The sequence below is a fragment of the Pseudooceanicola pacificus genome, from assembly GCF_009789075.1.
GTDB lineage: Bacteria > Pseudomonadota > Alphaproteobacteria > Rhodobacterales > Rhodobacteraceae > Pseudooceanicola > Pseudooceanicola pacificus.
The window spans coordinates 1-26,948 of record NZ_WNXQ01000002.1 but is presented as its reverse complement, the minus strand read 5'-3'; the positions used below and the strand labels follow the sequence as shown (position 1 = coordinate 26,948).

Sequence of the window (26,948 nt, the reverse complement as noted above, 5' to 3'; positions counted from 1 at the left end):
CCGTGGACGCCGCGCGCTGGATATCCGCTTTCCTCGAGGCCCAGGCGGCCGAACTCGGCGCGGCGCGCAACACCCTGCTCGCCTATGGCCGCGACCTGAAGGACGTGGCCGACTGGCTGGAGCGGCGCGGCAACGGCTTCGCCACCGCCAGCCGCGACGATGTCGAGGCCTACCTCGTCTTCTGCGACGCCCAGGGGCTGAGCCGCGCCACCCGCGCCCGCCGCCTCTCGGCCATCCGCCAGCTCTACCGCTTCGCCTTCGAGGAAGGCTGGCGCGCGGACAATCCCGCGATCCAGATCCGCGGTCCCGGGCGCGACAAGCGCCTGCCCAAGACGCTGAGCACCGAAGAGGTCGGCAAGCTGCTGGAGGCCGCCCGCCATCAGGGCCGCTCGGTCCCCGACCGGGTGCGCAACACCTGCCTGCTGGAACTGCTCTACGCCACCGGGATGCGGGTCAGCGAACTGGTCTCGCTGCCGGTTGCCGCCGCGCGGGGCGATCCGCGCATGCTGCTGATCTTGGGCAAGGGCGGCAAGGAACGCATGGTGCCGCTGTCGGGGCCCGCCCGGGTGGCGCTGGTCGAATGGCTGATCCTGCGGGACGAGGCCGATGTCGCCGCGCGCGCGCGCGGGGCGGCCGGTTCGCGATTCCTCTTCCCCTCGCGCGGGGCCTCGGGGCACCTGACGCGCAACCGGTTCTACCTGCTGATCAAGGAAATCGCGGCCTATGGCGGCGTCTCGCCCGACAAGGTCACACCGCATACCCTGCGCCATGCCTTTGCCACCCACCTGCTGGCCGGCGGGGCGGATCTCAGGGCGATCCAGACCCTGCTGGGCCATGCCGACCTCGCCACCACCGAGATCTACACCCATGTGCTGGACGAGCGGCTGAAGGATCTGGTGCAGGATCACCACCCCCTGATGCGCAAGCGCCGCGGCTGACGGCGCGGCTCGGTGCCACGCTTGAATGCCGGGCCGCCCGGCCCCATAACCATGCGAACCCCTCATAGGCCGCCTGACCTGACCCATGGACGACACAGCCACCCTGTACGACGCCGCCTTCTGGATCACCGCCTCGGCGATCCTCTTCCTGCTGGTGCTCTCGGCCTTCTTCTCGGGCTCGGAAACCGCGCTCACCGCCGCCTCGCGCGGCAAACTCCGCTCGCAGGCCGACAAGGGCTCGCGCTCCGCGCAGCGCGCCCTCGACATCACCGAGGATAACGAGCGGCTGATCGGCTCGGTCCTGCTGGGCAACAACCTGGTCAACATCCTCGCCACCTCGCTGGCGACGGCGCTCTTCACCGGGCTCTTCGGGGACAACGGGGTGGCGCTGGCCACCCTGGTGATGACCCTGCTGGTCCTGATCTTCGCCGAGGTGCTGCCCAAGACCTATGCCATCACCAATGCCGAAGCCGCCGCCGCCGGCGTGTCGGCCCCGATCAGCGTGGTGATCACGGTCTTTGCGCCGCTGGTCTCGGCCGTCCGGCTGCTGGTCCGGCTGGTGCTGCGCATCTTTGGCGTGCGCACCGATCCCGACAGCCAGATCCTCGCCGTGCGCGAGGAGATCGCCGGCGCCATCAGCCTCGGCCATTCCGAGGGCGTGGTGGAGAAAGAGGACCGCGACCGCCTGCTCGGCGCGCTCGACCTGGGCGATCGCACGGTCGAAGAGGTCATGCTGCACCGCTCGCGGATCGAGATCATCAATGCCGAAGACTCGCCCGAGGACATCCTGGCCCAGTGCCTGGAAAGCAGCCACACCCGCCTGCCGGTCTATCGCGACGACCCCGAGAACATCATCGGCATCATCCACGCCAAGGACCTGCTGCGCGCGGTGCACAAGCTCTCGGTCACCGCCGGCAGCGCGGCCGAGGGGCTGCGCGAATTCCGCATCGCCGATGTGGCGATGAAGCCCTATTTCGTGCCCGAGACCACGACGCTGGACGACCAGATGCGCCAGTTCCTCAAGATGCGGACGCATTTCGCGCTGGTGGTCGACGAATACGGCTCGCTTCAGGGGCTGATCACGCTGGAGGACATCCTCGAAGAGATCGTCGGCGAGATCACCGACGAATTCGACGCCGATGCGGAACATTCGATCCGCAAATCCGAAGACGGCCAGTACCTGATCGACGGCGCGATGACGATCCGCGACCTGAACCGCGCGACCGACTGGTCCCTGCCCGATGACGAGGCCAATACCGTCGCCGGCCTGGTGATCCACGAGGCGCAGTCAATCCCGACGGTGGGCCAGGTCTTCTCGTTCCACGGCTTCCGTTTCGAAGTGGTGGCGCGCAAGGAAAACCGCATCACCCGGCTCAAGATCCGCCCCCTCGAACCGGTGGCCTGACCCGCGCGCCTCAACCCGGGGCACAGGGGCCGGGCCGCACAGCCACCTGCCCTGCAACGCCCCCGGGGCGGCACCTCCTGCTCCCCTCTCCAGCCCGCCGCCCCCTCCGGAGGATGAGTCGAGATCCCGCAGCGGGCGGGACATGACCCCGGACACCAAACGCGCCACGATCATCCGAACGCCGATCCGAAAACACGTCACACCGGCACGAGCCGCGTGCCCGACAGCCTGCATCTGCATTCGCTGCGCGGGCCTGCATCCTACGCGACATCCCGCGGCGGCGCATCCTCACGCCAAGCCATGAAACCCGGCTGTCTCCGCCGCCCCCGCTTCGCCGTCCAATGCCGGTTGCACGCGGGTCGCACGCCCAGACCAAAACGTGGGGCTCCTGTCCGGACGCCCCGGCCCCCGCACCGCCCCGCTCGCTTCCTCTGGCCAAAAATATCCTCGGGGGGTGAATTGCACCGCAGGTGCAAGAGGGGGGCAGACAGCCCCCCTTCCCCGGCCGAGGCGCCCGCGGCGCCCGGCGTCATCTCCCCTCCCGCAGCCCAGGCGGGGAGGGTCAATCCACCTCGACGGTTTCCTCGTCCTCGACATGGGCCACCCGCGACCCGGCCTTGGAGGTCGTCACCACGTTCAGCGACTTCAGCTTGCGGTGCAGCGCCGAGCGTTCCATGCCGACAAACTGCGCCGTGCGCGAGATGTTTCCGCCGAAGCGGTTGATCTGGGTCAGCAGGTATTCCCGCTCGAAGGCCTCGCGCGCCTCGCGCAGCGGCAGGGTCGCCAGCGAACCCGAGAGCACCACGCGGTCCTCGCCCTGCGCCTTGTTTTCCTCCTTTGGCAGTTCGGCCGAGGTGATCTCGCCGCGTCCGTCGCCCAGGATCAGCACCCGCTCGATCATGTTGCGCAGCTGGCGGACGTTGCCGGGCCAGACCATGGTCTGCATCAGCGCCGCCGCCTCTTCGGACAGGGCGCGCAGCGGCAGGCCCTGCGTCCGGTTCAGCCCCTCGATGAAATGCTGCGCCAGCAGCGGGATGTCCTCGCGGCGCTCCTCCAGGCTGGGCACGGTGATCGGCACCACGTTCAGCCGGTGGAACAGCTCCTGGCGGAAGCGGCCGCCGTTGATCTCGGCCTCCAGGTTGCGGCTGGTCGAGGAGACGACGCGCAGGTCCACCCGCACCTTGTCCGACCCGCCGACACGCAGGAACTGCTGGTCGACCAGCACGCGCAGGATCTTGGACTGGGTGCCCAGGGGCATGTCCGCGACCTCGTCGAAATAGATCATCCCGCCGTGGGCTTCCTCCAGCAGGCCCTTTTCCACCCCGCGCTCGGGGCTTTCGCGCCCGAACAGCACCTGCTCCATCCGGTCCGGGTCGATCGAGGCGCAGGAGACCACGACAAACGGCCCCTCGGCCCGGTTGGAATGGGCATGGATGAAGCGCGCCGCCACCTCCTTGCCCGACCCGGCCGGGCCGTTCAGCATCACGCGGCCGTTCGACTTGGTGACCTTGTCCAGCTGCGAGACCAGCGTGCGATAGGCGGCCGATGCCCCGATCATCTCGGCCGACTGGGTGTCCTTGCGCTTCAGCTGGTTGTTCTCGCGGCGCAGGCGGCTGGCCTCCATCGCGCGGCGGATCACCACCAGCAGCTGGTCGATGTTGAACGGCTTCTCGATGAAGTCATAGGCGCCCTGCTTGATCGCGGCGACGGCGATCTCGATATTGCCATGCCCCGAGATGATCACCACCGGCACATCCGGATTGTCGCGCTTGACGTGTTTCAGGATGTCGATCCCGTCCATCCGGCTGTCCTTGAGCCAGATGTCCAGGATCATCAGCGCGGGCGGCTCGGCGTTGAGCTGCCCCATACAGTCGTCGGAGTTCCCGGCCAGCCGGGTGGTATAGCCCTCGTCTTCGAGGATGTCGGAAATCAACTCACGTATGTCACGCTCGTCGTCAACGATCAGAATATCACTCATGTGCCTCTCGCTCTCTTTCCTTGCGGACCTGCGGCTGTTCCACCGGCTTCAGGGGAAGCCGGATCACCGCCGCGGCGCCGTGGTGATTGCACCCCGCGAACAGGGGCGCATCTTCAAGGGCCAGCGTTCCGCCGTGCTCCTCGATGATCTTCTTGACGATGGGCAGGCCCAGTCCGGTGCCCTTGTCCCGCGTCGTCACATAGGGTTCGAACAGCCGGGCCCGGTCCTCGGGCAGGCCGATGCCGTTGTCCTCGATCCGGACCTCGGCCCAGGGGGCCAGCTCCGGGTCGCCGTCCGAGGGGGCAACGCCGCAGCGCACCCGCACCGCCGGACCGTAATTCTCCGGTGCGCCCTTCTCGCGCAGCGTCTCGGTCGCCTCGCCGGCATTCTTGATCAGGTTGGTCAGCGCCTGCCCGATCATCGTCGCATCCAGCCGCGCCGGCATCGCCGCCGCCGGAATGTCGCTGGTGATATCCACGTCGGGCTGGCCCGCCTGCTGCAGCAGCACCGCGTCACGCACCAGCCGCGCCAGATCCTCGTCGCGCCGCTCCGGTTCCGGCATGCGGGCGAATTTCGAAAATTCGTCGACGATCCGGCGCAGGTCGTTGGTCTGACGTACGATCACCTCGGTCAGCCCCTCCAGGTCGCTCGCCTGGGCCTCGTCCAGGTGGCGGGCAAACTTGCGCCGGATGCGTTCGGCCGACAGCTGGATCGGCGTCAGCGGGTTCTTGATCTCATGCGCGATGCGCCGCGCGACATCGCCCCAGGCCGCCATGCGCTGCGCCGCCACCAGGTCGGTCACATCGTCAAAGGCCACCACATAGCCCTCGCGCCGCCCGTCGGCATTGCGCCGGGTGGCCATGCGCACCAGCAGGTTCTCGCTCCGCCCCTTGCGCGAGACGCGGATTTCCTCCTGCACCACGGGCCCGCCGCCCGCGCGGATCTGCTCGAACAGCGCGCCAAACTCGGGCACCGCGACCGATATCATCGTCGCCGTCCGCCCCTCGTCCCAGGCCAGCAGCCGCTCGGCCGAGCGGTTGACGAAGGTCACGCGCCCCTCGGCATCCAGCCCGACCACGCCCGAGGTCACCGAGGAGAGCACGCTGTCGAAGACCCGGCCCCGCGCCTCGATCTGGGCGGTGTTCTCCAGCAGGGCGTCGCGCTGCCCCTTCAGCTGCCGCGTCATCTGGTTGAAGTAGCGCCCCAGCATGGCGATTTCGTCCTCGCCCTCCTCCTCGGGGACCTGCACGCCCAGGTCGCCCGCGCCGACCCGCTGCGCCGCGCCGGTCAGCCGGCCCACGGGGCGCGACAGGCGTTCGGCGAACCACAGGCCCAGCCAGATCGCCGCCAGGATCAGGATCACGGCAAAACCGACATAGAGCAGCCCGAACTCGAACAGCACCCTGCCGCGTTCGCTTTCCAGCTGCTGATACAGCCGCACCGTTTCCTGCGTGTCGTCCAGCAGGTTCAGGATCTCGCCGTCGACCTGGCGGCTGACATAGAGCAGCCGGTCGGTGAAACGCGACAGCGGCAACAGGGCGCGGAATTCGTTGTTGTCCCAATCCTCGATCAGCAGGAATCCCTGCTCCTCGGCCTGGGTGATCTGTTCGGCGCTCGGGCGTTCGAAATCGAACAGGTAGGAGCGTTCGCCCCGCGCCCGGATCTCGCCCGTGCCGTCGATGACATAGGCCTCGCGCAGCCCGCGCTGGATCTGGCCCTGCCCCGAGGTCAGCACCTGCCGCAGCTCGGCATCGCCCATGAAGAACGCGGCATCCCGCGCCCCGTCGAGGAAATTGGCAAGCGCCCGGGCGTCTTCTTCCAGATCGCCGCGATGCTCGTCCTCATAGGCGCGCGCGGCTGCAAGCGAGGTGCCCACCACATTGCGCACCCGGTCGGAAAACCAGCCCTCCAGCCCGATGTTCACGGTCAGCATGGCAAAGATCGCAACCGTCACCGTGGGGATCAGCGCCATCAGCGCAAACACGCCCGTCAGCCGCAGGTGCAGCCGCGACCCGGCCGACCGCGCGCGCCGCGCGGCCACCATCTGCGCCACCCGCTGCAGGACCAGCGCCGCCACGACCAGCACATAGACAAGGTCGGCCAGCAGCACCAGCCGCAAGGACAGGGCCGATGCGCCCTGGTCCAGCGGGCCCAGCACCAGGAAGGTGCACAGCGCCAGCGTCGGGCCAAGTATCACCAGCCCGAGCGTCGCCGCATTCTGATATCGCTTCTGACGACGGAGCCGGGCCAGCCGGTTCCATGTCAGGTTTCGTGCCCGGGTTGCCACAGGCATCCCCCGCCTAGATGTGTAGCCTCAACGGCCAACCGCCATATATTGTGGCTCGTTGCGGGAGAGGACTCCCAATGGCCACGGTTATGTTGCGGTTTTACATCAATTTGCGTCGGCGTGTCACGCGAATATCAAGGTCGGTGATCTTCTTGCGCAAAGTATTCCGGTTTATGCCGAGCAGATCCGCGCATTTCGCCTGATTCCCGCCCGTGGCATCCAGCGCGATCTCGATCAGCGGCATCTCCATTTCCTTGAGGATGCGCGCATAGAGGCCCGGGGGCGGCAGCATGTTGCCATGCAGGTCGAAATACCGCCGCAGATGGCGCGAGACCGAGGCCGAAAGCTTCTCGGTATCGCCGCCGCCCAGCACCGGCTCGGTCTCGGGCTGGTTGCCCAGCACGGCTTCGACCTCGGGGCGGGTGATCTCGTCGGTACGCGCGGTCAGCACCAGCCGGCGGATGGCGTTTTCCAGCTGGCGCACGTTGCCCGGCCAGGAATAGGCGCGCATCATCTCGATCGCGTCGTCCACCACGTGGCGGCGCGGGGCGCCCTCACGCTCGGCGCGCTGCAGGAAATGCTCGACCAGCAGCGGGATGTCGTCGACCCGCTCGCGAAGGGCGGGCACCTGGATCGTCGCGCCGCAGAGCCGGTAGTAGAGGTCCTGGCGCACCTTGCCCTCTTCCATCGCGCGGTTCGGGTCGGTCTGGCAGGTCGCCATGAACCGCGGCAGCGAGTCGGTGGGCCCGTCCATCATGCGCACGATGCGCGCCTGAACTTCGATGTCTATGTCACTGATTTCATCGAACAATACGGTGCCGCCCTTGGCCCGCGCCAGGACCCGCGCCGGGCCTTCGAGATCCTGCAGATCCGAGGACGAGGCGGTGACAAACGGCAGGTTGCGCCGGTCGCTGAAATCGTGGATCGCCTTGGCGATCAGCGACTTGCCGGTTCCGCTCTCGCCCGAGATCATCACCGCCAGGTCGGTGTTCATCACCCGCGCGACAAGGCGATAGAGCGCCTGCATCCCTGCGGTGCGGCCGACCAGCGGCAGCTCGTCGGGGCGTTCGACCTCTTCGACCTTGGGGCCCGAGGGCATACGCCGCTTCTGCTCCAGCGCGCGGGCGGTGCGTTTCATCAGGTCCGGCAGGTCGAAGGGCTTGGGCAGGTAGTCGTAGGCCTCGGCCTCGGCCGCCTGGATCGCCGTCATGATCGTGTTCTGGGCCGAGATCACGATGACCGGCAATCCGGGCCGGTCGGTCGCGATTTTCGGCAGCATTTCCAGGCCGTTGCCGTCAGGCATCATGACATCCGAGATGACCACGTCGCCCTTCCCCTCGCCGACCCACCTCATCAGGGTGGTCAGCGACGAGGTGGCATGCACCTTGCAGCCGGCCCGCGTCAGCGCCTGCGTGAGCACGGTGCGGATCGTGCGGTCGTCATCCGCGACGAGGACGGTGCCATCCATCAGAGAGTCTCCTTTTTCTTCCTGGCTCGAGGTGCCATCGGCAGTGAAATGCGGAACACCGTCCGCCCCGGCACCGAGGTGACCGAAATCCAGCCCTCGTGGTCCGAGATGATCTTGCTGACCAGGGCCAGCCCCAGCCCCGTCCCGTTCTCGCGGCCCGACACGAAGGGGTCGAATATATCCTCTGCGATATCCTGCGGCAGGCCCGGGCCGTCATCAATCACCTCGATCTGCAGCGGCAGCGACTTTCCGCCGCCATCCGCCCGGCGCAGCCGGAACGAGTGTTCGAAATAGGATCGCAGACGGATGGTTCCGCCTTCTTTTCCAGCAGCTTGTGCGGCGTTCTTCAACAAGTTCAGAACTACCTGCAGCAGCTGGTCGGCATCCGCCATCGCATGCGGCAGCGAGGGGTCGTAATCCTCGATGATCTTCATATGTGCGCCAAAGCCCAGCAGGGCCGACCGGCGGGCGCGGTCCAGGACGTCGTGGATGTTCACCGGTCTCATGTCCGGCAGGGTCAGATTGCCGAACTGTTCGACCTGCTCCAGCAGCTTCACGATACGGCGCGTCTCGCCCACGATCAGGTCGGTCAGCTCGCGGTCTTCGGCCGACAGGCTCATCGACAGCAGCTGCGCGGCGCCGGTGATGCCGGCCAGCGGGTTCTTGATCTCATGCGCCAGCATCTCGGCCATGCCGATGGCGGATTTCGCGGCGCTCTTGACCGAATGGTCCTGCGTCATCCGCCCCGCCAGTTCCCGCGGGGAAATCAGGAACAGCATATAGCCCGGGCGGTCCTGCACCGGCGCGATCTGCAGGTTGCAGTGCAGCGGCGCGCGTTCGCCCGTGCCCACGTCGACATCGTTGACAAACAGCGGCGAGGCCGTGTCCCGCGCCCGGTTGAAGGCCAGTTCCAGCGGCGAGTTGATCATCACCCGCTCCCAGACCTGCTGGCCGCGGATCGAGCGGGAGGAGGTGTTCAGGAACCCCTCGGCCGCCGGATTGATCTCTTCGATCCTGTCCTCGGGGTCCAGCAGCAGGGCGGGAACCGGAAGCGAGGCCCAGATCGCGTTGTCCTCCATCGTCATGCCGCCGCCATCTCGACCGGAGCGGAGGCAAAGCCGCGGGCGATCAGCCGGTGGACCTCTTTCGGGTCGAAACTGCGCAGGATGCGCTGCCGCAGATCGGGCGTCACCCGGGCGGCATCCATGTACCAGCCCAGGTGCTTGCGCGCCACACGCAGGCCCAAGGACACCCCGTAGAAGGCGAGGATCGCGTCGTAATGATTTGATATCATGTTGGAAAGCGCCTCTCCCACAGGCACGTCGGGCGGCGGGGCGCCGTAAAGGTCATGCGCGATCTGCGCCGGCAGCCAGGGCCGCCCCTGCGCGCCGCGCCCGATCATCACGCCATCGGCGCCCGACAGGCGCAACGCCTCGCGCGCCGAGGCGGCATCGGTGATGTCGCCATTGGCGATGACCGGGATCGACACCGCCTGCTTGACCGCCGCGATGGCGGCCCAGTCGGCCCGGCCCTTGTAGAACTGGCAGCGCGTGCGCCCGTGCACCACGATCATCCGGATGCCGGCCGCCTCGGCCCGGGCGGCAATCTCGGGCGCGGTCAGGCAGTCGCCATCCCAGCCGAGCCGCATCTTGAGCGTCACCGGCACGCTGACCGCGCCGGTCACCGCCTCGACGATCCGCAGCGCGTGATCGGGGTCGCGCATCAGCGCCGACCCGGACAGCCCGCCCGTCACCTTCTTGGCGGGGCAGCCCATGTTGATGTCGATGATCTGCGCGCCCTGACCTGCGATCTGGCGCGCGCCCTCGGCCATCCACTCGGGATCGCGGCCGGCCAGCTGCACCGAGGTGCGGGCGCGGCCCAGGCCCAGCTCGGCCTTTTCGCGGGTTCCGGGACGCCCGGTCAGCATCTCGCGGCAGGCCACCATCTCGCTCACCACGAGGCCCGCGCCGAAACCTGTCACCAGATCGCGGAAAGGCAGATCGGTGATTCCGGCCATCGGGGCCAGCAGAACCGGAGGCGAGAGGGCGATAGTGCCCAGGGTCAGCAGCATGTGCCCAATCCTTGTGCAGTGCTCTTTGGCTAGCCGAAAGCATGCATATGGACAATGAATCGGGGCGTCGCAACCTGTTCGCAAACAGGCAGATGCCTATTAGTTGGGCACATTCCCGCAATCACCCCGCGATTGCGCTTGCCCGGCCAAGGTCCTATGACCGGGACGTACCACGAGGGGACCATGAAGACAGCCGCAATCATCGTCGCAGCCGGGCGCGGCACACGCGCCGGGGGCGGGCTGCCCAAGCAATGGCGCCCCCTCGCCGGGCGCCGCGTGGCCGACTGGACGATTTCGGCCTTCGACGCCGCCGGGACAGCGCCCATCGTGGTGGTCCTGCATCCCGATGACGGCGCGGTGCCCCTGCCCGCCCATGTGCTGCGCGCCACCGGCGGGGCCACGCGCGATGCCTCCGTCCGGGCGGGGCTGGAGGCGCTGGCGGGCGATCCGCCCGACGCGGTGCTGATCCACGACATCGCCCGCCCCTGCGTGACGCCCGCGCTGATCGCACGGGTCACCGCCGCGCTGGAGAGCGCCGAGGCCGCGGCCCCGGGCCTGCCGGTCAGCGATGCGCTCTGGCACGGGGACCGGGGCGCGGTGACCGGCACCCAGGACCGCACCGGCCTGCTGGCCGCGCAGACGCCGCAGGGGTTCCGCTTTGCCGCCATCCGCGCCGCCCATGCCGCCCATCCGGGCGGAGCCGCCGACGATGTGGAGGTCGCCCGTGCGGCGGGCCTGGCCGTCACCGTGGTGGAGGGCGAGGCCGACAACATCAAGATCACCGGCCCCGGCGATTTCGCCCGCGCCGAGCGCATCCTGCGAGGGACGATGGACCAGCTGCCCCTGCCCGACATCCGCCTGGGCAACGGCTATGACGTGCATGCCTTCGGCCCCGGGGATCACGTGATCCTCTGCGGTGTGCGGGTCGATCACGGGCACGGGCTGGTGGGCCATTCCGATGCCGATGTGGGGATGCATGCGATCACCGATGCGCTCTACGGCGCGATGGCCGAGGGCGACATCGGGCGGCATTTCCCGCCGACCGACCCGCAATGGAAGGGCGCGGCGAGCGAAATCTTCCTGGCCCATGCGGCCGGTCTGGCGCGCGCGCGCGGCTTTGCCATCGGCAATGTCGACTGCACCCTGGTCTGCGAGCGGCCCAAGATCGGGCCGCATGCCATCCGGATGGCACAGGAAATCGCCCGCATCTGCGGGATCGACGGGACGCGCGTCTCGATCAAGGCAACCACGTCCGAGAGGCTGGGCTTCACCGGACGAGAAGAAGGGATCGCGGCGCTGGCCACCGCGACGCTGGTGAAGGCATGAAAGTCACTGAGATCGTCGCGACATTTGGCGGCGTGGGGTACATGCGGCCGGCCTCGGGGACCTGGGGGTCGCTGGCGGCCCTGCCCGTGGCGCTGGTGCTGCACTGGATCGGCGGCCCCTATCTGCTGATGCTGGGCATCCTCGTGACCTTTGTCGCCGGGGTCTGGGCCACGCGGATCGAAACCGCCGGGTCCGACAATCACGACCCGTCGGAAATCGTGATCGACGAGGTCGCGGGCCAATGGGTGGCCCTGCTGCCGGTCTCCATCGGGGCGGCGCATGCGGATGTGGGTGTCCTGGCGCTCTGGCCCGGCTGGGTCGTCGCCTTCCTGGCCTTCCGCGCCTTCGACATCCTCAAGCCCGGGCCCATCGGCTGGGCCGACCGGCGCGACGATCCGCTGGGCGTGATGCTCGACGATATCCTCGCCGGGGTGGCCGCGGCCGTCGTGGTCGCCATCTCGGCCGCCATCGTGCATGGAGTGTTCATGTCATGACCCAGCCTTCGCTTGCGCAACAGGTGCTCGACGTCTGCCTCGCCCACGGCCACCGGGTGGTCACCGCCGAAAGCTGCACGGGCGGCATGGTCAGCGCCGCGCTGACCGATATCGCCGGATCGTCAAAGGCGGTTCTGGGCGGGATCTGCACCTATTCCAACGGGATGAAACGCGACCTGCTGGGCGTGTCGGCGGAGACGCTGCAGGCCCACGGCGCGGTCAGCGAGGAGGTCGCCCGCGAAATGGCCGAGGGGGCGCTGGCGCGCGCCGGGGCCACGCTGGCGGTGGGGATCACCGGCATCGCCGGGCCGGGCGGGTCGGAACACAAGCCCGAGGGGCGGGTCTGCTTTGCCCTGGCCCAGACCGGACGGGACACGATTGCCGAGACCATCGAATTTGGCGCCCGGGGCCGCGCCGCGGTGCGCGAGGCGTCCCGCGATCACGCGCTGCGGATGCTGCTGCAGGCGCCCGCGCCCTGAGGCTCAGCCATAAAGATCGGCGGCGCGCCGTTCAAAGGCGCGCACGATGCGCTGCATCGCCTCGTTGAAGACCACGCCGATGATGCCCTGCAGCACTGCGTTGCGGAATTCGAAATCGACAAAGAACTGGACCTCGCAGCCGCCGTCGGCCTCGGCGAACTGCCAGTAGGATTTCATGTATTTGAACGGCCCGTCGATATATTCGGTGTCGATCCGCCGCCGCCCGGGCCAGAGCGTGACGCGAGAGCCGAACCGCTCGCGAAAGACCTTGAACGAGATCACCAGATCCGCCTCCATCACCTCGCCCGCGCCCTCGGGCCCGTCGAAGGGGGTGCGCGTGCGGATTCGGGCGGCGGCACACCAGGGCAGGAATTGCGGATAGCGCGCCACATCCGCCACAAGGTCGTACATCTGCTGTGCCGTATAGGGCAGAATCCGCGTCTCGGAATGGGTCGGCATGTCGCTCTCTGGGCCGTTCAGTTCACCCCGCCGATGTCGTAGACTGGGCCGGGAAGATCAAGGGAAGATCATGTCAGAGCGTCCATATGTCATCGACCAGATGATCTCGGCCAAGTCCATTGCCGCGCGGATCGAACAGCTGTGCCGCGAAATCCGCGCCGAGTTTCCGGCCGATGAAAAGCTGGTTGTCGTGGGCCTGCTGCGCGGCTCCTTCGTCTTCATCGCCGATATCGCGCGCGAGTTGCAGGACATGAATGTCGAGGTCGATTTCCTGGAGGCCTCGTCCTACGGCGACTCGACCGAATCCAGCCGCGAGGTGCGCATCCTCAAGGACCTGCGGGGCGAGATCGCGGGCCGCAACGTGCTGGTGGTCGAGGATATCGTCGATACCGGCTACACGCTCAGCCACGTGATCCACATGCTGAGCGCCCGCCGCCCCAAGAAGCTGCGCACCATCGCCCTGCTGGACAAGCCCTCGCGGCGCGAGGTGGATTTCAAGGCCGACTGGATCGGCTTTGAAATCCCGGACGAATTTGTGGTCGGCTACGGCATCGACTACGCGCAGCGCAACCGCAACCTGCCCTATATCGGCAAGGTGAGGTTCACCTGAGATGTGGGGCATGTGGCTGGTCCGAATGTCCCGCTGGGCGCGCAATCCGCCCTCGCCCGGACGTGTGAAACTGGTGCTGGCGGTGGTCGCGATCTGCCTGCTGATCGTCACGCTGGAACACTTTTTCGGAACGCCCGACTGGATGAAGGTGAACCCGCGCGGCCCGCGCCTGCCCGGATTCACGAATTAGTCAGCAACCGCAACAATTTTTCCTGCTACCGTTGCGCTACGAACAGCCAATTTGATGGAGACCAACAGGGATGAAAAAGCTGACACTCGCCGCCGCGGCGCTTGCTGCACTGGGAATTGCAGGGGCCGCCATCGGTGCCAGCCACGCGGATCCGGCCGTGGGAGCCGCGATCAAGGCCCGCAAGGCCACCATGCAGCTCTATGCCTTCAACCTCGGGCAGCTGGGGGCCATGGCCAAGGGCGACATGGAATACAACGCCGCCGCCGCGCAGGCCGCCGCCGACAACCTGGTCGCGATCAGCGGCACCAACCAGATGGCGCTCTGGCCCGAGGGATCGGACAATGCCTCGGTCGAGGGCACCCGCGCCCTGCCCGCGATCTGGGAGGACATGGAGGGAATCACCAAGAGCGCTGCCGCGCTGCAGACAGCCTCAGCGGACATGGCTGCCGTGGCCGGCACCGACCTCGCCTCGCTTCAGGGCGCAATGGGCCCCCTCGGCGGCGCCTGCGGTGCCTGCCACAAGGCCTATCGCGCCGCGGATTGACCGGTCCCGGCCGGAAAACGGATTTGCGGGGCGCCCGAAACGGCGCCCCGTGCTATGAGTCGCGCCAGCAGCAACGCGGAGACCGCCCATGTACATGTTCCTCAGGATCGTTTTCATCGCGGTCGTGCTGGCCGTCCTGGGCGGCGGCGCCTTCTGGATGATCACCCGCCCGGCGCCGATGGCCGCGGGCACCTACGAGGGGCTGACAGGCGATCCCGTACAGGGCGAAACGGTGTTCTGGGCGGGCGGCTGCGCCGCGTGTCACGCCGCACCGGGGGCCGAGGGCGAGGCGCGGCTGGTCCTGGTGGGCGGCATGCCCTTCAAGACGCAGTTCGGCACCTTCCACGCCCCCAACATCTCGTCCGACCCCAAGGCGGGTATCGGCGACTGGAGCGTGGCCGACCTGGGCAATGCGATGCAGGCCGGTGTCTCGCCGCAGGGCGCGCATTACTACCCGGTCTTTCCCTACACCTCTTACGTACATGCCACGCCGCAGGACATCGCGGATCTGCATGCCTTCATGGCGACGCTGCCAGCCGATCCCACGCCCTCGGTTCCGCATGACGTGGGCTTTCCCTTTTCGGTCCGGGCATCGCTGGGCGGGTGGAAGCTTTTGTTCTTCACCGACGACTGGGCGGTCACGGGCGATCTGGACGCGCAGCAGCTGCGCGGGCGCTACCTGGTCGAGGCGCTTGGCCATTGCGCCGAATGCCACACGCCGCGCAACGCGCTTGGCGGGGCCGAGCGGTCGCGCTGGCTGGCGGGCGGGCCGAACCCCTCGGGCCAGGGCAGTATTCCCAACATCACCCCCGGCGGGCTCAGCTGGTCAGAGGGCGATATCGCGGAATACCTCAAGAGCGGCTTCACCCCGGAATTCGACGTGGCGGGCGGCGAGATGGCCGATGTGGTCAAGAACACCGCCCATCTGAGCGACGAGGACCGCGCCGCCATCGCGTCCTATCTGAAGATCGTGCCCGCCATCCAGTAGAGCCATTGCGCCGGGGTCACCGGCTCGGGCCGTTGCGGAACCTTAGGGATCGTTTGACCGGCGCGGGCGGATCCACTGGACGGGCGCCGCTGTCTCGCCACTGGACGATGTGTCGGAATCCCGGCCACCCGGCCACATCGCGGCCCGGGCCCCTGTCAGAATGCCCCGGCCTGCGGCCACCGAAGCCCTGCCGCCGGGGTCAGTCCGGCTCTGCCGGAGCGTCCCGCGCCTCTAGCCGCAGCCAGATCCCGTCCTTCGAGCGGACCGTCAGATGCGCCACCGGCACCGGCTCGCGCCCCGGTACGGGGCTGACGCGGAACCGGCGCAGGATCGACGCCAGGATCAGCACCCCCTCGACCATCGCGAAGCCCGCCCCGGTGCAGACGCGCGGCCCGGCCGAGAACGGGATATAGGCGTCACGCAGGCAGGCGCGGCCATTCTCGGTGCCAAAGCGGGCCGGGTCGAAATCGTCGGGCCGCTCCCACAGCCGTTCGTGGCGGTGCAGGTGCCAGGGCGACAGGACGACCTGGCTGCCCTTCGCCACCTCGCGGTCGCGGAACTGCACCGGGCATGCGGCCTCGCGAACCATCATCGGGACCGGCGGGTACAGGCGCAGCGCCTCGCGGAACACGTCGCGGCTGACGCGCAGGCGCGAGACGGCCGAAAAGCTGTCGTCATCGTCCAGCGCGCGGGCCTCCTCGGCCACCTTCTCCTGCCAGTCGGGGTAGAGCGCCATGAGGTAGAGCGTCCAGGCCAGGGCCGAGGCCGAGGTTTCATGCCCGGCCAGGAAGAAGATCGCCACCTGATCCACCATCTCGGAGGTCGAGAACAGTTCCCCCGTTTCGGGATCGCGGGTCGTCATGATCTTGGTGGCCAGATCGTCGGGCGCGGTGCCGGCCGCGATCTGTTCGGCCCGTTCGGCGCATAGCCGGGTGATCAGGCCGCGAATGGTGCGCGCGGCCTGCCGCGTCTCGCGCCGGAAGAAGCGCGGGAACCAGCGCGGCAGCGGGACAAAGGCGGCCAGGTTCACCACCGGCTGGGTGCGCTGATAGGTGCGGAATTCGCGAAAGACGGCGGCGGCGATCTCGTGCTCGATCGGGATCGAAAAGAGCGTGCGAAAGATCACGTCGGCGGCGGCGTGGCTGGTTTCCTCCTCGATTTCGACATCGGCGCCGGTGCGCCCGGCCAGCCGCCCGGTGCAGGCGCGGGCGGCGGCCAGCATCGCCGGAAAGGTATCCTTGAGCCGCCCGCCCTCGAAGGCCGGGTCGATGATGCGGCGCTGGCGCTTCCAGGTCTCGCCATTGGTGACAAAGACCGACTGCCCAAGCAGGGGGCGCAGCCCCTCGCTCACCCGGTCGGATTTCGGGAAATCCTCGGGGCGGTCCTTGAGCACGGTCTTCACCAGCTCGGGCTGGTTGACGAGGTAGGAGCGGAAGAAGGGCGTGCGGAACTCGGCCATCCAGGCGCGGTAGAGCTTGGCGGGCTGGGCCGACAGGATATCGGCCCGGAAGAGCTGGACATACCGGCGCAGCGACACGCGGTCGGGCCGCGCGGGGGGTTTCGGCGGACGGGTCATCGGGCGGCCCGCGGGGGCGGGCGGCGCCCCTGCCCGGCCGGGCGGGGATGCGGCACCGCGGCGGTCCGGTCGATGCGCCCGGGCTGGCCCCGGCCGTCAGCCCATTCTGCCGCGCGGGGCGCGAGGGCAGGATCGGTCAGGCCGGCACCCCGGGTGGCAGGCAGCATAGGGGTCATGCGGTGACGCTGGTGTATTTCGACACCGCCGCCTCGATCCGGCTTTTCGACGGCACACGGCCTTCGTAGCGCGCACCCAGGGTCAACGGCCCGGCGGTGATGCGGAAGTAGTCGTAATCCCCCACCCGGTCGAAGGCGCAGAGATACTGGAAATGCAGCCGGAAGAAGCGCCAGCGCAGCGCCTTCCAGGTTTCGGGCGACAGGGTCTGCGTGAAGGCCGCCGAAACCACCAGCGGCCAGCGCTTGCCCTCGGGCGCCACGCCCGAGACCGCCACCGGATCGCAGAGCGCGAAGGCACAGCCGTCGCCCGGCGCGGTGACGTCGATCCAGGTCAGCTCGCCGCGCTGGCACAGGTAGCGCAGATCGGTGCGCAGGCGGTCGGCCCTGGGCAGGAAGGAGACCATCGGCACCACCTGCCCCAGCGACAGGAAGGACAGCGCCGGGCCGTCGGCGGGCACCCGGCGGGCGCGGATCAGGTCGGCCAGGATCGACACGGCCAGATGCGCGCCCGAGGAATGGCCGACAACCAGAACCTCGTCGACATCCTCGGCCAGTGCGGCGGCGATGGCCTCGCCAAATTCGGCCATCCGCGCCTCCAGCGCCGGCGGATTGGCGCCAAGGGAGCGGGCCGAGAAGGAATAGTCGTGCATCAGGTAATAGGCGAAGAACTTGCCGTCCTTCTTGCGGAACCAGCGCAGCACGGCGACCAGCACCGCCAGCCCCGCCGCGATCCCGGCCCAGGGCGCCAGCAGCCCGGCGCCAAGCACCCCAAGCGCCCAGTTCAGCGCCCCGCCCGCGATCCGGCCCGCGGCCAGACCCAGCACCAGCTGCAGCAGCAGGAACCCCACGGGGTAAAGCGCGGCGATCACCGGCCCCTTGCGCAGCCGCATCAGCCGCCAGAGCGCGCCGGTGCCGATATAGGCCCAGGCGGTGCGGACAAGTTGCAGGTAGGTGGCGGGGATCGAATTGCTCATGCTGTCGCGCACGATATCGGACCAGACCAGCACCTCGACATCCGCGTCGGCGGTCGCGCCCTCCATCGTGGCGGTCACGTGCCAGCCATAGGGGCCCTTGGTCGTCTTGGGGCGCAGCGACAGCTCATAGCCCGAGATCCCGGCCTGCGCGGCGCCCTCCTTGCGGTAGAGCTCGCGGTAGCGGCGCGGATGGATCGGGTCGTAGCCGGGGATGTAGAACACCCGGCGGCGGGTCACTGGTGTCGTCATGGGCTTTGATGCTCGATGCCTCTTTTGCCCGACCCTACAAGGGGTTCCGGGCAATATTGAGGCATCAACCGATCAGCGCAAGCCCCGGAAATGTCTCAAGCAGCCAGTAGGAGAAGGCCGAGAAGCCCCCGGTCAGCATCAGCAGGCCGATGGTCCAGAGCAGCAGGCCCATCACCCGCTCGATCTGTTCCATGTGGCGCTTCATCCAGCCCATGACGCCAGTCAGGCGCGGCAGGAAGGCCGCGACCAGCAGGAAGGGGATGCCAAGGCCCGCCGCATAGACGGCCAGCAGCAGGGTGCCCCGCGACACATCGGCCTCTGACGCGGCGAGCGACAGGATCGCGCCAAGCTGCGGGCCGATGCAGGGCGTCCAGCCAAAGGCGAAGGCGAGGCCCAGCACATAGGCCCCGAAGGCCGAGCCGCCCCTGTCGCCCGCATCCAGCCGCGCCTCGCGGTCGAGGAAGCCGATGCGGTAGACGCCGACGAAATGCGCCCCGAAGATCATCACCAGGATGCCGGCGACGGTGTTGAACCACGACTGGTACTGCAGAAAGAGCGTCCCCACCGCCGAGGCGGCGAAGCCGAGCAGCAGGAAGACGGTCGAAAGCCCCATGACGAAGAAGAGCGCGGGCAGCAGGGCCCGGCGGCGCTGTCCGCCCTGCCCCAGCTCGCCCATCGAGACACCGGACATATAGGCCAGGTAGGGCGGCACGATGGGCAGCACGCAGGGGCTGAGAAAGGACACCACCCCCGCAGCGAGGGCGACGAGCATGGCGGGCAGCAGGGCCGCGTCGATGATGTCGATGCCGAACATGCCACCCGCTTAGCGCATGGGCCGGTGTGCGTCACGCGGCGCGATGTCACAAGCGCGTGGCCGGGTGTTTCAGCCCGTGGCTGGACTTGGCCCGGGGGCCGGATTAGGCAGGCGGGCATGGAAGATATCGTCGATGCCGTCGGGCTGATCTGCCCCCTGCCCGTGCTGCGGTTGCGCAAACGGCTGATGGCGCTCGCCCCAGGCGATATCCTGCGGATCCGGGCGGACGACCCGGTGGCGGTGATCGACATCCCGCATTTCTGCCACGAGGCGGGGCATGAGTTCCTGGGCATGCGCGAGGTCGACGGGGTCGCCGAATTCACCGTAAGGCGCGGGGCCGGACGGCCCGAAGGCTGAGGGCGAAGGTGCCTGGCAGCGGGGACGCGTAACGTCTGGCCGGACCGGGCGGAGGCGTTTGGCGGCGCGAGGTCCCGGAGCAGGTCCGGGACGCGAGGCGCCGCGCTGGACCGGACGGGGGTGCCTGGCGGCGCGAGGTCCCGGAGCAGGTCCGGGACGTGAAGCGCCTCGCTGGACCGGGCGGGTGTGCCTGGCGGCGCGAGGTCCCGGAGCACGTCCGGGACGTGAAGCGCCTCGTCGGACCTGGCTGGTTTTGGGTCTGGCGCGTGGGCTGGCGTCTTCTGGCAGCTGTCCGGCCAAGCCGACCGGCCTCACCGGATCATCCTGACACTTGCTGCCTTGCGCCGGGGACCAAGGCGTCGGCTGTTGTCCTGATCGTCCGGCCGGACATCTGGTTTGCCAGGCCGCCCGCCTCGACACCCTGGTGTCCCGTCCGGTGCGCCGGACCTGCTCCGGCGCCTCGGGGCCGCTGCCCCGTCCGGCCAGCCGGAACAGGGTGGCCTGTGGAGATCACGCAGACCCCAAAACCGAAAAAAGGGCCGCGCGTCTGGCTGACGCGCGGCCCGATTTCTGCCCTGTCGTCTGGCCTCAGCGGCCGAGCGACCACCAGCCGCGGCGCTTGGGCTTGTCGTCATCCGTGCCGTCTTCGGACACGGTTTCCGGCACACGCGCCTCGGCGGTTTCTTCGCCGGTGGTCGCGCTGTCGTCAGCCGTTTCCTCTGCCGCCGGGGTCTCTGCCGGGGCGGGGTCGGCCTCGGCCATCTCCTCGGGCGCGGCGGCTTCGGGCGCAGGCGCGGGCTCGGCCGGAGCCTCGACCGCTTCGACCACCGGTTCCGGCTCGGGCAGCACCTCGGGTGCGGCCTCTGCCGCCGGGGCGGCAGGTTCGGGGGCCGGTTCGCCCGCCGGCGCCTCGGAGGTCGCGGCCTCGGGGGCCGAGGCTTCGGCCACCGCTTCGGGCGCGACCGGGTCGGTGCCGGCTTCGGCAGCGGCGGCTTCGGCGGCGGCTGCCGCTTCGGCCTCTTTGGCCGCCTTGGACTTGGTGCTGCGCGAGCGGGTGCGCTTGGGCTTGGGCTTGGGCGCCTCTTCGGCCGCGGCCTCGGGGGCCTCGGCCTCGGTCACGGCATCGGCGGACTCGACCGCCGCGGGCGCGGCTTCGGCCACCGGGGCCCCGGCGGTTTCGGCCGGAGCATCCGCGCCGTCCCCGGCGGTGTCAGCCGCGTCGGCATCGTCGGACTGGCCACCCTCGTCGCCATCGCTGTCGCTGTCGCCATCGCGGGCCTCGCCCTGCGGCGCGCCGCCGGACGACTTCTTCCGCCGCCGCCGCCGCCGCTTCTTCTTGGGCCGGGTATCGCCGCCGTCGCCGTTTTCGGACCCGCCGGACGGCTCCGCCTGGGTGGTCGTCTCTTCGACGGGATCGTCCTCGATCTCCTCGACCTCGGCGTCGACCTCGTCCATCAGCGAGGTGTCGACCGACACCACCATCTGGATTTCCTTGACCACGCGGGTGGCGGTCTTGAACTTTTCAAGGCTGAAATCGGGGCTGACCAGCACCGGGTCGCCCTCGATGCGCACGGCCATGCCATAACGGCCCTCGATCTGGGCGATATGCTCGCGCTTCTGGTTCATCAGGTAGTTGGCGATGCCCACCGGGCATTTCACCAGAACCTCGCGCGACCGCTTGCGGGTGCCCTCTTCCTCGATCTGGCGCAGGATGTTCAGCGCCATGTTGTCGTCGGAACGGATCAGCCCGGTGCCGTGACAGATGTGGCAGGGCTGGGTCGTCGCCTCGATCATGCCGGGGCGCAGGCGCTGGCGCGACATCTCCAGCAGGCCGAAGCCCGAGATGCGGCCGACCTGGATGCGGGCGCGGTCGGTCTTGAGCTTGTCTTTCAGCTTCTTCTCGACGGCGGCGTTGTTCTTGCGCTCGTCCATGTCGATGAAGTCGATCACGATCAGCCCGGCGAGGTCACGCAGACGCAGCTGGCGGGCCACCTCCTCGGCGGCCTCCAGGTTGGTCTTGGTGGCGGTCTCCTCGATCGAGCCTTCCTTGGTGGCCCGGCCCGAGTTCACGTCGATCGCCACCAGCGCCTCGGTCACGCCGATCACGATGTAGCCACCGGATTTCAGCTGGACCGTCGGGTTGAACATCCCGCCCAGGTAGGTTTCCACCTGGTAGCGCGCAAAAAGCGGCATGCTGTCCTGGTAGTGTTTCACGTTCTTGGCGTGGGACGGCATGATCATCTTCATGAAGTCCTTGGCGATGCGGTAGCCGCGCTCGCCCTCGACATGGACCTCGTCGATATCGCGGTTGTAGAGGTCGCGGATCGAACGTTTGATCAGGTCGCCTTCCTCGTAGATCTTGGCCGGCGCGATGGATTTCAGCGTCAGCTCGCGGATCTGTTCCCACAGGCGCTGCAGGTATTCATAGTCGCGCTTGATCTCGGATTTCGTCCGCTTGGCGCCCGCGGTCCGCACGATCAGCCCGGCGCCTCGCGGCACCTCGATCTCGTTCGCGATTTCCTTGAGCTTCTTGCGGTCGACGGCATTGGTGATCTTGCGCGAGATGCCGCCGCCCCGGGCGGTGTTCGGCATCAGCACGCAGTACCGGCCGGCCAGCGAAAGATAGGTGGTCAGCGCGGCGCCCTTGTTGCCGCGTTCTTCCTTGACGACCTGCACCAGCAGGATCTGGCGGACCTTGATGACTTCCTGGATCTTGTAGCGGCGCGGGCGCGGCTTGCGGACCGGGCGGATGTCCTCGTGGTCGTCCTCTTCGGCGACGCTCTCGATCTCGCTGTCCTTGGCGGCGGCGTCGGGGGCCTTGGCCTCCTCCTCGTCGTCGTCATCGTCCTGCACGTCGGAGGTGTCGTCGTCCAGCGGCTCCTCGACCGGGGTCTCGGCCACGGTTTCCATGGGCGAGCTGCCCTCGGGCACCTCGTCGCCGCCATCGTCGAAGTCGATGGTTTCCATCCCCTCGATCTCGTCGGCGGGGTCCTGGGTGGCGACGGCGTCGTCGCTGTCGGCCCGGGCCGCGCGGGAGCGGGACGAAGACGAGCGGCGGCTCTTCTTCTTGTCGTCTTCCTCGTCGCGGGCGCGCTGTGCCTCGGCATAGGCGCGCTCTTCCTCCATCAACGCCTCGCGGTCGGCGACGGGGATCTGGTAGTAATCCGGATGGATTTCCGAGAAGGCGAGGAAGCCGTGCCGGTTCCCGCCGTAATCGACAAAGGCCGCCTGCAGCGAGGGTTCGACCCGCGTGACCTTGGCCAGATATATGTTGCCAGCTAGCTGGCGCTTGTTTTCAGATTCAAAATCGAATTCCTCGACCTTGTTTCCGTCCACCACCACGACGCGGGTTTCCTCCGCGTGGGTGGCGTCGATAAGCATTTTCTTTGCCATGTTGTCCGTTTGCACGCAGCAAGGCGATCCCGTCCGGGCGGTTGAAGGCCCGGTGGACGGGGGCGCTGGCTGTCGTGACTGTCAAGGGCGATACGTGGCGCAGAGCGACAAGGGCCCATCCCGGCCCCCGCATTATCTGTCGATCCGCTCGCGCGCCTCATCGCGTTTCTTCTCCGGCAGCGGCCTCGTTTGTCGGGCGCGCTACCCGTTCAGGTGCCTGACGGCCGGTTTCCCGGCGCCTGGCGTTTCTTCGGCCCCCGTGAGGGCCAGATCGGCCTGGCCTCGCATCGGTCCGATCCCAAGGGATCCCCCCGCCGCGTGGCCAGCGAAACTCTCCGGCGGACCCCGGCATGGGGTCCGATCCGTACATAACACAATAGGTGCATACCGCAGGTAAACACAATCGCGAAATTCGGATCGCCCCTGCGCGGCGCTCCGGCATCGTCCTGAGGGGGTGATATTGCCATATTCTGCCACTTTGGTGTCCGACTGGTGCCGCACCGCCCGTGTTCAAGAGAGACAGGACAATGCAGGGAACACCGACGGATGCAGGAACAGATCGACTGGGCCGTGGACCTCGTCTTCCGCCACCTGGTGCTGGTGGGCGGGCTGTCGAGCGTGGGTCTTTACCTCGTGCTGGGCCGGCGCGAAGAGCTGGGGCGCAATGCGATCCTCAATAGCGTGGCCTCGCTGGTGGTCTACTTCTTCAACATCATGATCGTCTTTCGGTATTACGAGGCGATCAGCGTCTGGATGCAGGCCCAGTTCGACGCCATCGGCCTGTGGACCCTGCCCGCCGGAACCTGGGACGGCGTGCCGCTGGCGGTGACCGTTCTGGTCGGCATCGTGACCCGCGACTTCTGCGATTACTGGAACCACCGGCTGATGCACACCCGCTGGGGCTGGCCCGCCCATGCGGCGCATCACTCCGACACCCATGTGAACGCCTTCACCGCCTTCCGGGTGCATGCCTTCGAGTCGATCCTGATGACGGCCAGCTACGTCCTGCTGCTGACCTGGCTGCAGATCCCCGAGACGATCCCGGTGATCATGCTGCTGCTGATCCTGCTGAACATGTATGTGCACCTGGACCTGGATATCGACCACGGGCCCCTGCGCCTGCTGATCGCATCGCCCCGGTTCCACCGCTGGCACCATGCCGACACGCCCGAGGCCTATGGCAAGAACCTGGCCAATGTGATGCCGCTGTGGGACTGGCTTTTCGCCACCTACCGGCGGCCCGACAGCATCGACGCCCCGATGGGGCTGAAGGAAAGCGGGATCAGCGACATCAACCCGGTTGCGATCCTTGCCTATCCCGTCCTGCAATGGGGCCGGATGATCCGCCGGCGCATCCGGCGGGTGGCGCTCCGCATCGCCGCGCGCCCCGATGCCGCCGCCAAGTGGAACGCCCCTGCAGAATAGCGGACCGGCCGCCTTTGCAGGCGGCCAGACCTTCCGTTTTGTCACGAATTGCAGCTTTCGGCGGACCGGCCAATGCCCGGGCGACACACCCGCACAGGCCCGTCAGCCCTGCGCCGGGCCGTCACAGCAGAGCAGGCCCCGCATCAGGACGGCGTTCAGACCAGCTCGACCGAATAGCTTTCGATCACCGTATTGGCGAGCAGCTTCTCGCACATCTCGGTCACCGCGGCCTGGGCGGCGGCGCGGTCGGTCTCGGCCAGGTCCAGCTCGATCACCTTGCCCTGGCGCACGGATTCGACCCCGGCAAATCCCAGCGAGCCGAGCGCATGGCGCACGGCCTCGCCCTGCGGGTCCAGTACGCCGGTCTTGAGCATGACGTTCACACGGGCCTTCATCGCGCGGTCCTTCAGTTGATCAGGGTCGGCTTGGTAATCTGGGTGGCGTTCTTGGGCATCACGCCCAGGCGCCGTGCGACCTCGGTATAGGCATCGGTCAGGCTGCCCAGGTCGCGGCGGAACACGTCCTTGTCCAGGTGCTGGCCGGTTTCCATGTCCCACAGGCGGCAGCTGTCGGGGCTGATCTCGTCGGCCACCACGAGGCGCTGGAAATCGCCCTCGTAGACGCGGCCGATCTCGATCTTGAAATCCACCAGCTTGATGCCGACGGCCATCATGACGCCCGACAGGAAATCGTTCACCCGCAGCGCCAGGGCCAGGACATCGTCCATGTCCTGCTGGCTGGCCCAGCCAAAGGCGGCGATATGTTCCTCGGTGACCATCGGGTCGCCCAGCTTGTCGTCCTTGTAGCAGTATTCGACGATGGGGCGCGGCAGGGCGGTGCCCTCCTCGATCCCCAGGCGCTTGGACAGCGACCCGGCGGCATAGTTGCGCACGATCACCTCAAGCGGGATGATCTCGCAGGCGCGCACCAGCTGTTCGCGCATGTTGAGCCGCTTGATGAAATGGGTCGGCACGCCGATGTTGTTCAGCCCGGTCATGAAGAATTCGGACAACCGGTTGTTCAGCACGCCCTTGCCCTCGATCACGTCCTTCTTCTGGGCGTTGAACGCGGTGGCGTCATCCTTGAAGTACTGGACGATCGTACCCGGTTCCGGGCCCTCGTAGAGGATCTTCGCCTTGCCTTCGTAGATTTTCTTGCGCCGTGCCATGAGATCTCCCGGTCGGTGGAACCTGCGGCCCCTCTCGCGTCCTCTTATGCCAATGCCGTATCTGCCGCAAGCGCCAGCGGTGTGCGGGGCCGCCGCACCATCCGATTGCGCCAGGGGACGGGGCCGCGCTGCCCCTTGCGGCGGCAGCCGGGCCGCGCCCCCTTTGCCGCACCCCCGCAGGCAAGACTTGCGCGGAGGCGGTCGCGACGTCATATCGGGGGCCAGTGACCAGAGGGGAGCCGACCATGACCACCTTCGATGACCGCGAAAACGCGTTCGAGAACAAGTACGCCCATGACGAGGCCATGAAGTTCAAGGCCGAAGCCCGCCGCAACAAGCTGCTTGGCCTCTGGGCCGCCGGCCTGCTGGGCAAATCCGGCGCCGATGCCGATGCCTATGCCGCCGAGGTGGTGAAGGCCGATTTCGAGGAAGCCGGCTATGAGGACGTGATCCGCAAGGTCGCCGCCGACCTGGGCGACAAGGCCGACGACGACACCATCCGCGCCAAGATCGAGGAAATGGCCATCCTCGCCAAGACGCAGCTGATGGAAGAGAACTGAGCCGCCGATCCGGGCGGAGACTGTCCCGAGGGCCGCGCCGATCAGCGCGGCCCTTTCCGTATCCGGCGCCCTGCGGAGGGGGTATTTGCGCCCCTTCGCAAGGTGCCTCGCCGCTTTCTAGCGGCTCATCCGCCTGAAACGACACCCCGCGCCGCCCCGGGCATCACGCACGGGCACACCGAACGCCAAGGGGGGCCGAAGACATCGCAATGGCGCCCCGAAGGCCGTGAAACGGCACTCCGAACCATTGGACGCACACCCGGCACAGCACGCGCGGGTATCCCCGGCGACAGCCTCCTGCACCGCGAGCGACGCACAGGGGCATTTCGGACGTCGCGCAAGGCCATCCTGCCACAGCGAGACACCCCAAGTACCTCTCACCCGGACCGCGACCGGCGCACCGGCCCTCGGGGCGACAATCGCCGGACCCCGCGCCGCCCGCTCCCTCCTGTCGAACGACACACGGGGGGCCGGGTCCGACACGCCCCGGCGCAGGCCGGGGCCCCGACGGACAGTCCCCGTCGCCCTCGAATGTCCCGACAATCTGATCCGTTAAGGACCGGGCAAGATCCGCGCCCTATCCCTTGCCCCCGGTGAGTGGAGGGAACGGAATTGCTCAGGACATCCAAGGCACGCGTCGCGGGGCGGCGCGCGTTCAGATTTGCGCTGCCCGTGGTGCTGGGGCTGGTCTGCCTCTGGCTGCTGCGCGACCGGCTGGCCGGGCTGGAAATGGCCGAGATCGCCTCCGCGGTGCGGGCCGTCTCGCCGGGCCAGTGGCTGGCGGCGGCCGGGGCGACGGCGCTCAGCTTCTGGGCCGTCGGGCGCTATGACGCGGTGATCCACCGCCATCTGCGTACGGGCCTCGCCCCGGGCGTGGCCTCGCGCGCGGGCGCGGCGGCGGTGGCGCTGTCCCAGGTGCTGGGCCTTGGCCCGGTGACCGGCACGCTGGTGCGCTGGCGGATCCTGCCCGCGCTGGATGCCGTGGGCGCCGCGCGGGTGACGGCTGCGGTGACCGCCTC

General features: G+C 68.2%; 24 protein-coding genes and 1 pseudogene. 13 read left to right on the top strand and 12 right to left on the bottom strand.

Going from position 1 to position 26,948, the window contains the following annotated elements:
- Positions 1 to 2 precede the first annotated feature (2 nt).
- Positions 3 to 938 carry a site-specific tyrosine recombinase XerD gene (locus GLS40_RS03200; protein WP_160381188.1) on the top strand — a complete coding sequence of 312 codons (936 nt, stop codon included), beginning with the start codon at positions 3 to 5 and terminating at the stop codon, positions 936 to 938.
- A gap of 85 nt (positions 939 to 1,023) precedes the next feature.
- Positions 1,024 to 2,343 (top strand): HlyC/CorC family transporter, encoded by a 1,320-nt coding sequence (locus GLS40_RS03195; protein ID WP_160381187.1) that lies wholly within the window; start codon positions 1,024 to 1,026, stop codon positions 2,341 to 2,343.
- A gap of 562 nt (positions 2,344 to 2,905) precedes the next feature.
- On the opposite strand, the gene ntrX is transcribed toward GLS40_RS03195, so the two are convergent.
- The 5 genes from ntrX to dusB form a co-directional block, all read right to left on the bottom strand.
- The gene (gene ntrX, locus GLS40_RS03190; RefSeq protein WP_160381186.1) at positions 2,906 to 4,321 is read right to left on the bottom strand and encodes a nitrogen assimilation response regulator NtrX; all 1,416 of its coding nucleotides are present in this window, start codon (positions 4,319 to 4,321) and stop codon (positions 2,906 to 2,908) included.
- Positions 4,314 to 6,614, bottom strand: a complete 2,301-nt coding sequence (locus GLS40_RS03185) for a sensor histidine kinase NtrY-like (RefSeq protein WP_160381185.1) — start codon at positions 6,612 to 6,614, stop codon at positions 4,314 to 4,316. The genes ntrX and GLS40_RS03185 overlap by 8 nt, the downstream gene beginning before the upstream one ends.
- Positions 6,615 to 6,708: 94 nt before the next feature.
- Positions 6,709 to 8,076, bottom strand: coding sequence for a response regulator (locus GLS40_RS03180; RefSeq protein WP_160381184.1), 1,368 nt, complete (start codon positions 8,074 to 8,076; stop codon positions 6,709 to 6,711).
- The gene (locus GLS40_RS03175; RefSeq protein WP_160381183.1) at positions 8,076 to 9,161 is read right to left on the bottom strand and encodes a two-component system sensor histidine kinase NtrB; all 1,086 of its coding nucleotides are present in this window, start codon (positions 9,159 to 9,161) and stop codon (positions 8,076 to 8,078) included. Before GLS40_RS03175 ends, GLS40_RS03180 begins: the two co-directional genes overlap by 1 nt.
- Positions 9,158 to 10,147: a tRNA dihydrouridine synthase DusB gene (dusB, locus tag GLS40_RS03170; protein WP_160381182.1), complete on the bottom strand. Its 990-nt coding sequence runs from the start codon at positions 10,145 to 10,147 to the stop codon at positions 9,158 to 9,160. Before dusB ends, GLS40_RS03175 begins: the two co-directional genes overlap by 4 nt.
- Positions 10,148 to 10,330: 183 nt before the next feature.
- On the opposite strand from dusB, the gene ispF reads away from it, so the two are divergent.
- From ispF to GLS40_RS03155, 3 genes are read left to right on the top strand one after another with little or no spacing between them, the layout of a single operon-like run.
- Positions 10,331 to 11,473: a 2-C-methyl-D-erythritol 2,4-cyclodiphosphate synthase gene (ispF, locus tag GLS40_RS03165; protein ID WP_160381181.1), complete on the top strand. Its 1,143-nt coding sequence runs from the start codon at positions 10,331 to 10,333 to the stop codon at positions 11,471 to 11,473.
- Entirely contained in the window at positions 11,470 to 11,967 is a 498-nt protein-coding gene (locus GLS40_RS03160) for a phosphatidylglycerophosphatase A family protein (protein ID WP_160381180.1), read from the top strand. The genes ispF and GLS40_RS03160 overlap by 4 nt, the downstream gene beginning before the upstream one ends.
- Complete coding sequence (locus GLS40_RS03155; protein WP_160381179.1) at positions 11,964 to 12,446, top strand: CinA family protein; 483 nt, start codon at positions 11,964 to 11,966, stop codon at positions 12,444 to 12,446. Before GLS40_RS03160 ends, GLS40_RS03155 begins: the two co-directional genes overlap by 4 nt.
- 3 nt (positions 12,447 to 12,449) lie before the next feature.
- On the opposite strand, the gene GLS40_RS03150 is transcribed toward GLS40_RS03155, so the two are convergent.
- Complete coding sequence (locus tag GLS40_RS03150) at positions 12,450 to 12,905, bottom strand: type II toxin-antitoxin system RatA family toxin (protein ID WP_160381178.1); 456 nt, start codon at positions 12,903 to 12,905, stop codon at positions 12,450 to 12,452.
- Between the two features lie 70 nt (positions 12,906 to 12,975).
- On the opposite strand from GLS40_RS03150, the gene hpt reads away from it, so the two are divergent.
- The 4 genes from hpt to GLS40_RS03130 all read left to right on the top strand — a co-directional run bounded on the left by hpt (position 12,976) and on the right by GLS40_RS03130 (position 15,237).
- Positions 12,976 to 13,515: a hypoxanthine phosphoribosyltransferase gene (hpt, locus tag GLS40_RS03145; protein ID WP_160381177.1), complete on the top strand. Its 540-nt coding sequence runs from the start codon at positions 12,976 to 12,978 to the stop codon at positions 13,513 to 13,515.
- A 10-nt stretch (positions 13,516 to 13,525) separates the two neighbouring features.
- On the top strand, positions 13,526 to 13,705 hold the full coding sequence (locus GLS40_RS03140) for a hypothetical protein (protein ID WP_408003719.1): 180 nt from the start codon (positions 13,526 to 13,528) through the stop codon (positions 13,703 to 13,705).
- A gap of 70 nt (positions 13,706 to 13,775) precedes the next feature.
- Positions 13,776 to 14,249: a c-type cytochrome gene (locus tag GLS40_RS03135; protein WP_160381175.1), complete on the top strand. Its 474-nt coding sequence runs from the start codon at positions 13,776 to 13,778 to the stop codon at positions 14,247 to 14,249.
- 88 nt (positions 14,250 to 14,337) lie between these two features.
- On the top strand, positions 14,338 to 15,237 hold the full coding sequence (locus GLS40_RS03130; protein WP_160381174.1) for a c-type cytochrome: 900 nt from the start codon (positions 14,338 to 14,340) through the stop codon (positions 15,235 to 15,237).
- A 199-nt stretch (positions 15,238 to 15,436) separates the two neighbouring features.
- On the opposite strand, the gene GLS40_RS03125 is transcribed toward GLS40_RS03130, so the two are convergent.
- The 3 genes from GLS40_RS03125 to GLS40_RS03115 all read right to left on the bottom strand — a co-directional run bounded on the left by GLS40_RS03125 (position 15,437) and on the right by GLS40_RS03115 (position 19,026).
- On the bottom strand, positions 15,437 to 16,813 hold the full coding sequence (locus GLS40_RS03125; protein WP_160381173.1) for a cytochrome P450: 1,377 nt from the start codon (positions 16,811 to 16,813) through the stop codon (positions 15,437 to 15,439).
- A 172-nt stretch (positions 16,814 to 16,985) separates the two neighbouring features.
- A complete protein-coding gene (locus GLS40_RS03120) occupies positions 16,986 to 18,212 on the bottom strand; it encodes a hypothetical protein (protein ID WP_160381172.1) in 1,227 nt (408 codons plus the stop codon).
- Positions 18,213 to 18,276: 64 nt separating this feature from the next.
- Positions 18,277 to 19,026 (bottom strand): cytochrome c biogenesis CcdA family protein, encoded by a 750-nt coding sequence (locus GLS40_RS03115; RefSeq protein ID WP_160381171.1) that lies wholly within the window; start codon positions 19,024 to 19,026, stop codon positions 18,277 to 18,279.
- A 117-nt stretch (positions 19,027 to 19,143) separates the two neighbouring features.
- On the opposite strand from GLS40_RS03115, the gene GLS40_RS03110 reads away from it, so the two are divergent.
- Positions 19,144 to 19,383 (top strand): sulfurtransferase TusA family protein, encoded by a 240-nt coding sequence (locus GLS40_RS03110; RefSeq protein WP_160381170.1) that lies wholly within the window; start codon positions 19,144 to 19,146, stop codon positions 19,381 to 19,383.
- Positions 19,384 to 19,971: 588 nt separating this feature from the next.
- On the opposite strand, the gene GLS40_RS03105 is transcribed toward GLS40_RS03110, so the two are convergent.
- Complete coding sequence (locus GLS40_RS03105) at positions 19,972 to 22,776, bottom strand: Rne/Rng family ribonuclease (RefSeq protein WP_160381169.1); 2,805 nt, start codon at positions 22,774 to 22,776, stop codon at positions 19,972 to 19,974.
- A 546-nt stretch (positions 22,777 to 23,322) separates the two neighbouring features.
- Here GLS40_RS03105 and GLS40_RS03100 point away from each other — a divergent pair.
- Positions 23,323 to 24,201: a sterol desaturase family protein gene (locus tag GLS40_RS03100; protein WP_160381168.1), complete on the top strand. Its 879-nt coding sequence runs from the start codon at positions 23,323 to 23,325 to the stop codon at positions 24,199 to 24,201.
- 155 nt (positions 24,202 to 24,356) lie between these two features.
- On the opposite strand, the gene purS is transcribed toward GLS40_RS03100, so the two are convergent.
- Both purS and purC read right to left on the bottom strand, forming a co-directional pair.
- Positions 24,357 to 24,596: a phosphoribosylformylglycinamidine synthase subunit PurS gene (gene purS, locus GLS40_RS03095; protein ID WP_160381167.1), complete on the bottom strand. Its 240-nt coding sequence runs from the start codon at positions 24,594 to 24,596 to the stop codon at positions 24,357 to 24,359.
- Positions 24,597 to 24,607: 11 nt separating this feature from the next.
- On the bottom strand, positions 24,608 to 25,369 hold the full coding sequence (gene purC / locus GLS40_RS03090) for a phosphoribosylaminoimidazolesuccinocarboxamide synthase (protein ID WP_160381166.1): 762 nt from the start codon (positions 25,367 to 25,369) through the stop codon (positions 24,608 to 24,610).
- Positions 25,370 to 25,614: 245 nt separating this feature from the next.
- Between purC and GLS40_RS03085 the strand changes: the two genes are divergently transcribed.
- Both GLS40_RS03085 and GLS40_RS03080 read left to right on the top strand, forming a co-directional pair.
- Positions 25,615 to 25,929, top strand: coding sequence for a DUF1476 domain-containing protein (locus GLS40_RS03085; protein WP_160381165.1), 315 nt, complete (start codon positions 25,615 to 25,617; stop codon positions 25,927 to 25,929).
- Between the two features lie 612 nt (positions 25,930 to 26,541).
- Positions 26,542 to 26,948, top strand: a pseudogene (locus tag GLS40_RS03080) (phosphatidylglycerol lysyltransferase domain-containing protein); the annotation flags it as partial.

Coding starts and splice junctions, on each gene's coding strand:
- GLS40_RS03195 (WP_160381187.1), top strand. CDS start 1,024: ATGGACGACACAGCCACCCTGTACGACGCCGCCTTCTGGATCACCGCC.
- ntrX (WP_160381186.1), bottom strand. CDS start 4,321: ATGAGTGATATTCTGATCGTTGACGACGAGCGTGACATACGTGAGTTG.
- GLS40_RS03185 (WP_160381185.1), bottom strand. CDS start 6,614: ATGCCTGTGGCAACCCGGGCACGAAACCTGACATGGAACCGGCTGGCC.
- GLS40_RS03180 (WP_160381184.1), bottom strand. CDS start 8,076: ATGGATGGCACCGTCCTCGTCGCGGATGACGACCGCACGATCCGCACC.
- GLS40_RS03175 (WP_160381183.1), bottom strand. CDS start 9,161: ATGACGATGGAGGACAACGCGATCTGGGCCTCGCTTCCGGTTCCCGCC.
- dusB (WP_160381182.1), bottom strand. CDS start 10,147: ATGCTGCTGACCCTGGGCACTATCGCCCTCTCGCCTCCGGTTCTGCTG.
- ispF (WP_160381181.1), top strand. CDS start 10,331: ATGAAGACAGCCGCAATCATCGTCGCAGCCGGGCGCGGCACACGCGCC.
- GLS40_RS03160 (WP_160381180.1), top strand. CDS start 11,470: ATGAAAGTCACTGAGATCGTCGCGACATTTGGCGGCGTGGGGTACATG.
- GLS40_RS03155 (WP_160381179.1), top strand. CDS start 11,964: ATGACCCAGCCTTCGCTTGCGCAACAGGTGCTCGACGTCTGCCTCGCC.
- GLS40_RS03150 (WP_160381178.1), bottom strand. CDS start 12,905: ATGCCGACCCATTCCGAGACGCGGATTCTGCCCTATACGGCACAGCAG.
- hpt (WP_160381177.1), top strand. CDS start 12,976: ATGTCAGAGCGTCCATATGTCATCGACCAGATGATCTCGGCCAAGTCC.
- GLS40_RS03140 (WP_408003719.1), top strand. CDS start 13,526: ATGTGGCTGGTCCGAATGTCCCGCTGGGCGCGCAATCCGCCCTCGCCC.
- GLS40_RS03135 (WP_160381175.1), top strand. CDS start 13,776: ATGAAAAAGCTGACACTCGCCGCCGCGGCGCTTGCTGCACTGGGAATT.
- GLS40_RS03130 (WP_160381174.1), top strand. CDS start 14,338: ATGTACATGTTCCTCAGGATCGTTTTCATCGCGGTCGTGCTGGCCGTC.
- GLS40_RS03125 (WP_160381173.1), bottom strand. CDS start 16,813: ATGACCCGTCCGCCGAAACCCCCCGCGCGGCCCGACCGCGTGTCGCTG.
- GLS40_RS03120 (WP_160381172.1), bottom strand. CDS start 18,212: ATGACGACACCAGTGACCCGCCGCCGGGTGTTCTACATCCCCGGCTAC.
- GLS40_RS03115 (WP_160381171.1), bottom strand. CDS start 19,026: ATGTTCGGCATCGACATCATCGACGCGGCCCTGCTGCCCGCCATGCTC.
- GLS40_RS03110 (WP_160381170.1), top strand. CDS start 19,144: ATGGAAGATATCGTCGATGCCGTCGGGCTGATCTGCCCCCTGCCCGTG.
- GLS40_RS03105 (WP_160381169.1), bottom strand. CDS start 22,776: ATGGCAAAGAAAATGCTTATCGACGCCACCCACGCGGAGGAAACCCGC.
- GLS40_RS03100 (WP_160381168.1), top strand. CDS start 23,323: ATGCAGGAACAGATCGACTGGGCCGTGGACCTCGTCTTCCGCCACCTG.
- purS (WP_160381167.1), bottom strand. CDS start 24,596: ATGAAGGCCCGTGTGAACGTCATGCTCAAGACCGGCGTACTGGACCCG.
- purC (WP_160381166.1), bottom strand. CDS start 25,369: ATGGCACGGCGCAAGAAAATCTACGAAGGCAAGGCGAAGATCCTCTAC.
- GLS40_RS03085 (WP_160381165.1), top strand. CDS start 25,615: ATGACCACCTTCGATGACCGCGAAAACGCGTTCGAGAACAAGTACGCC.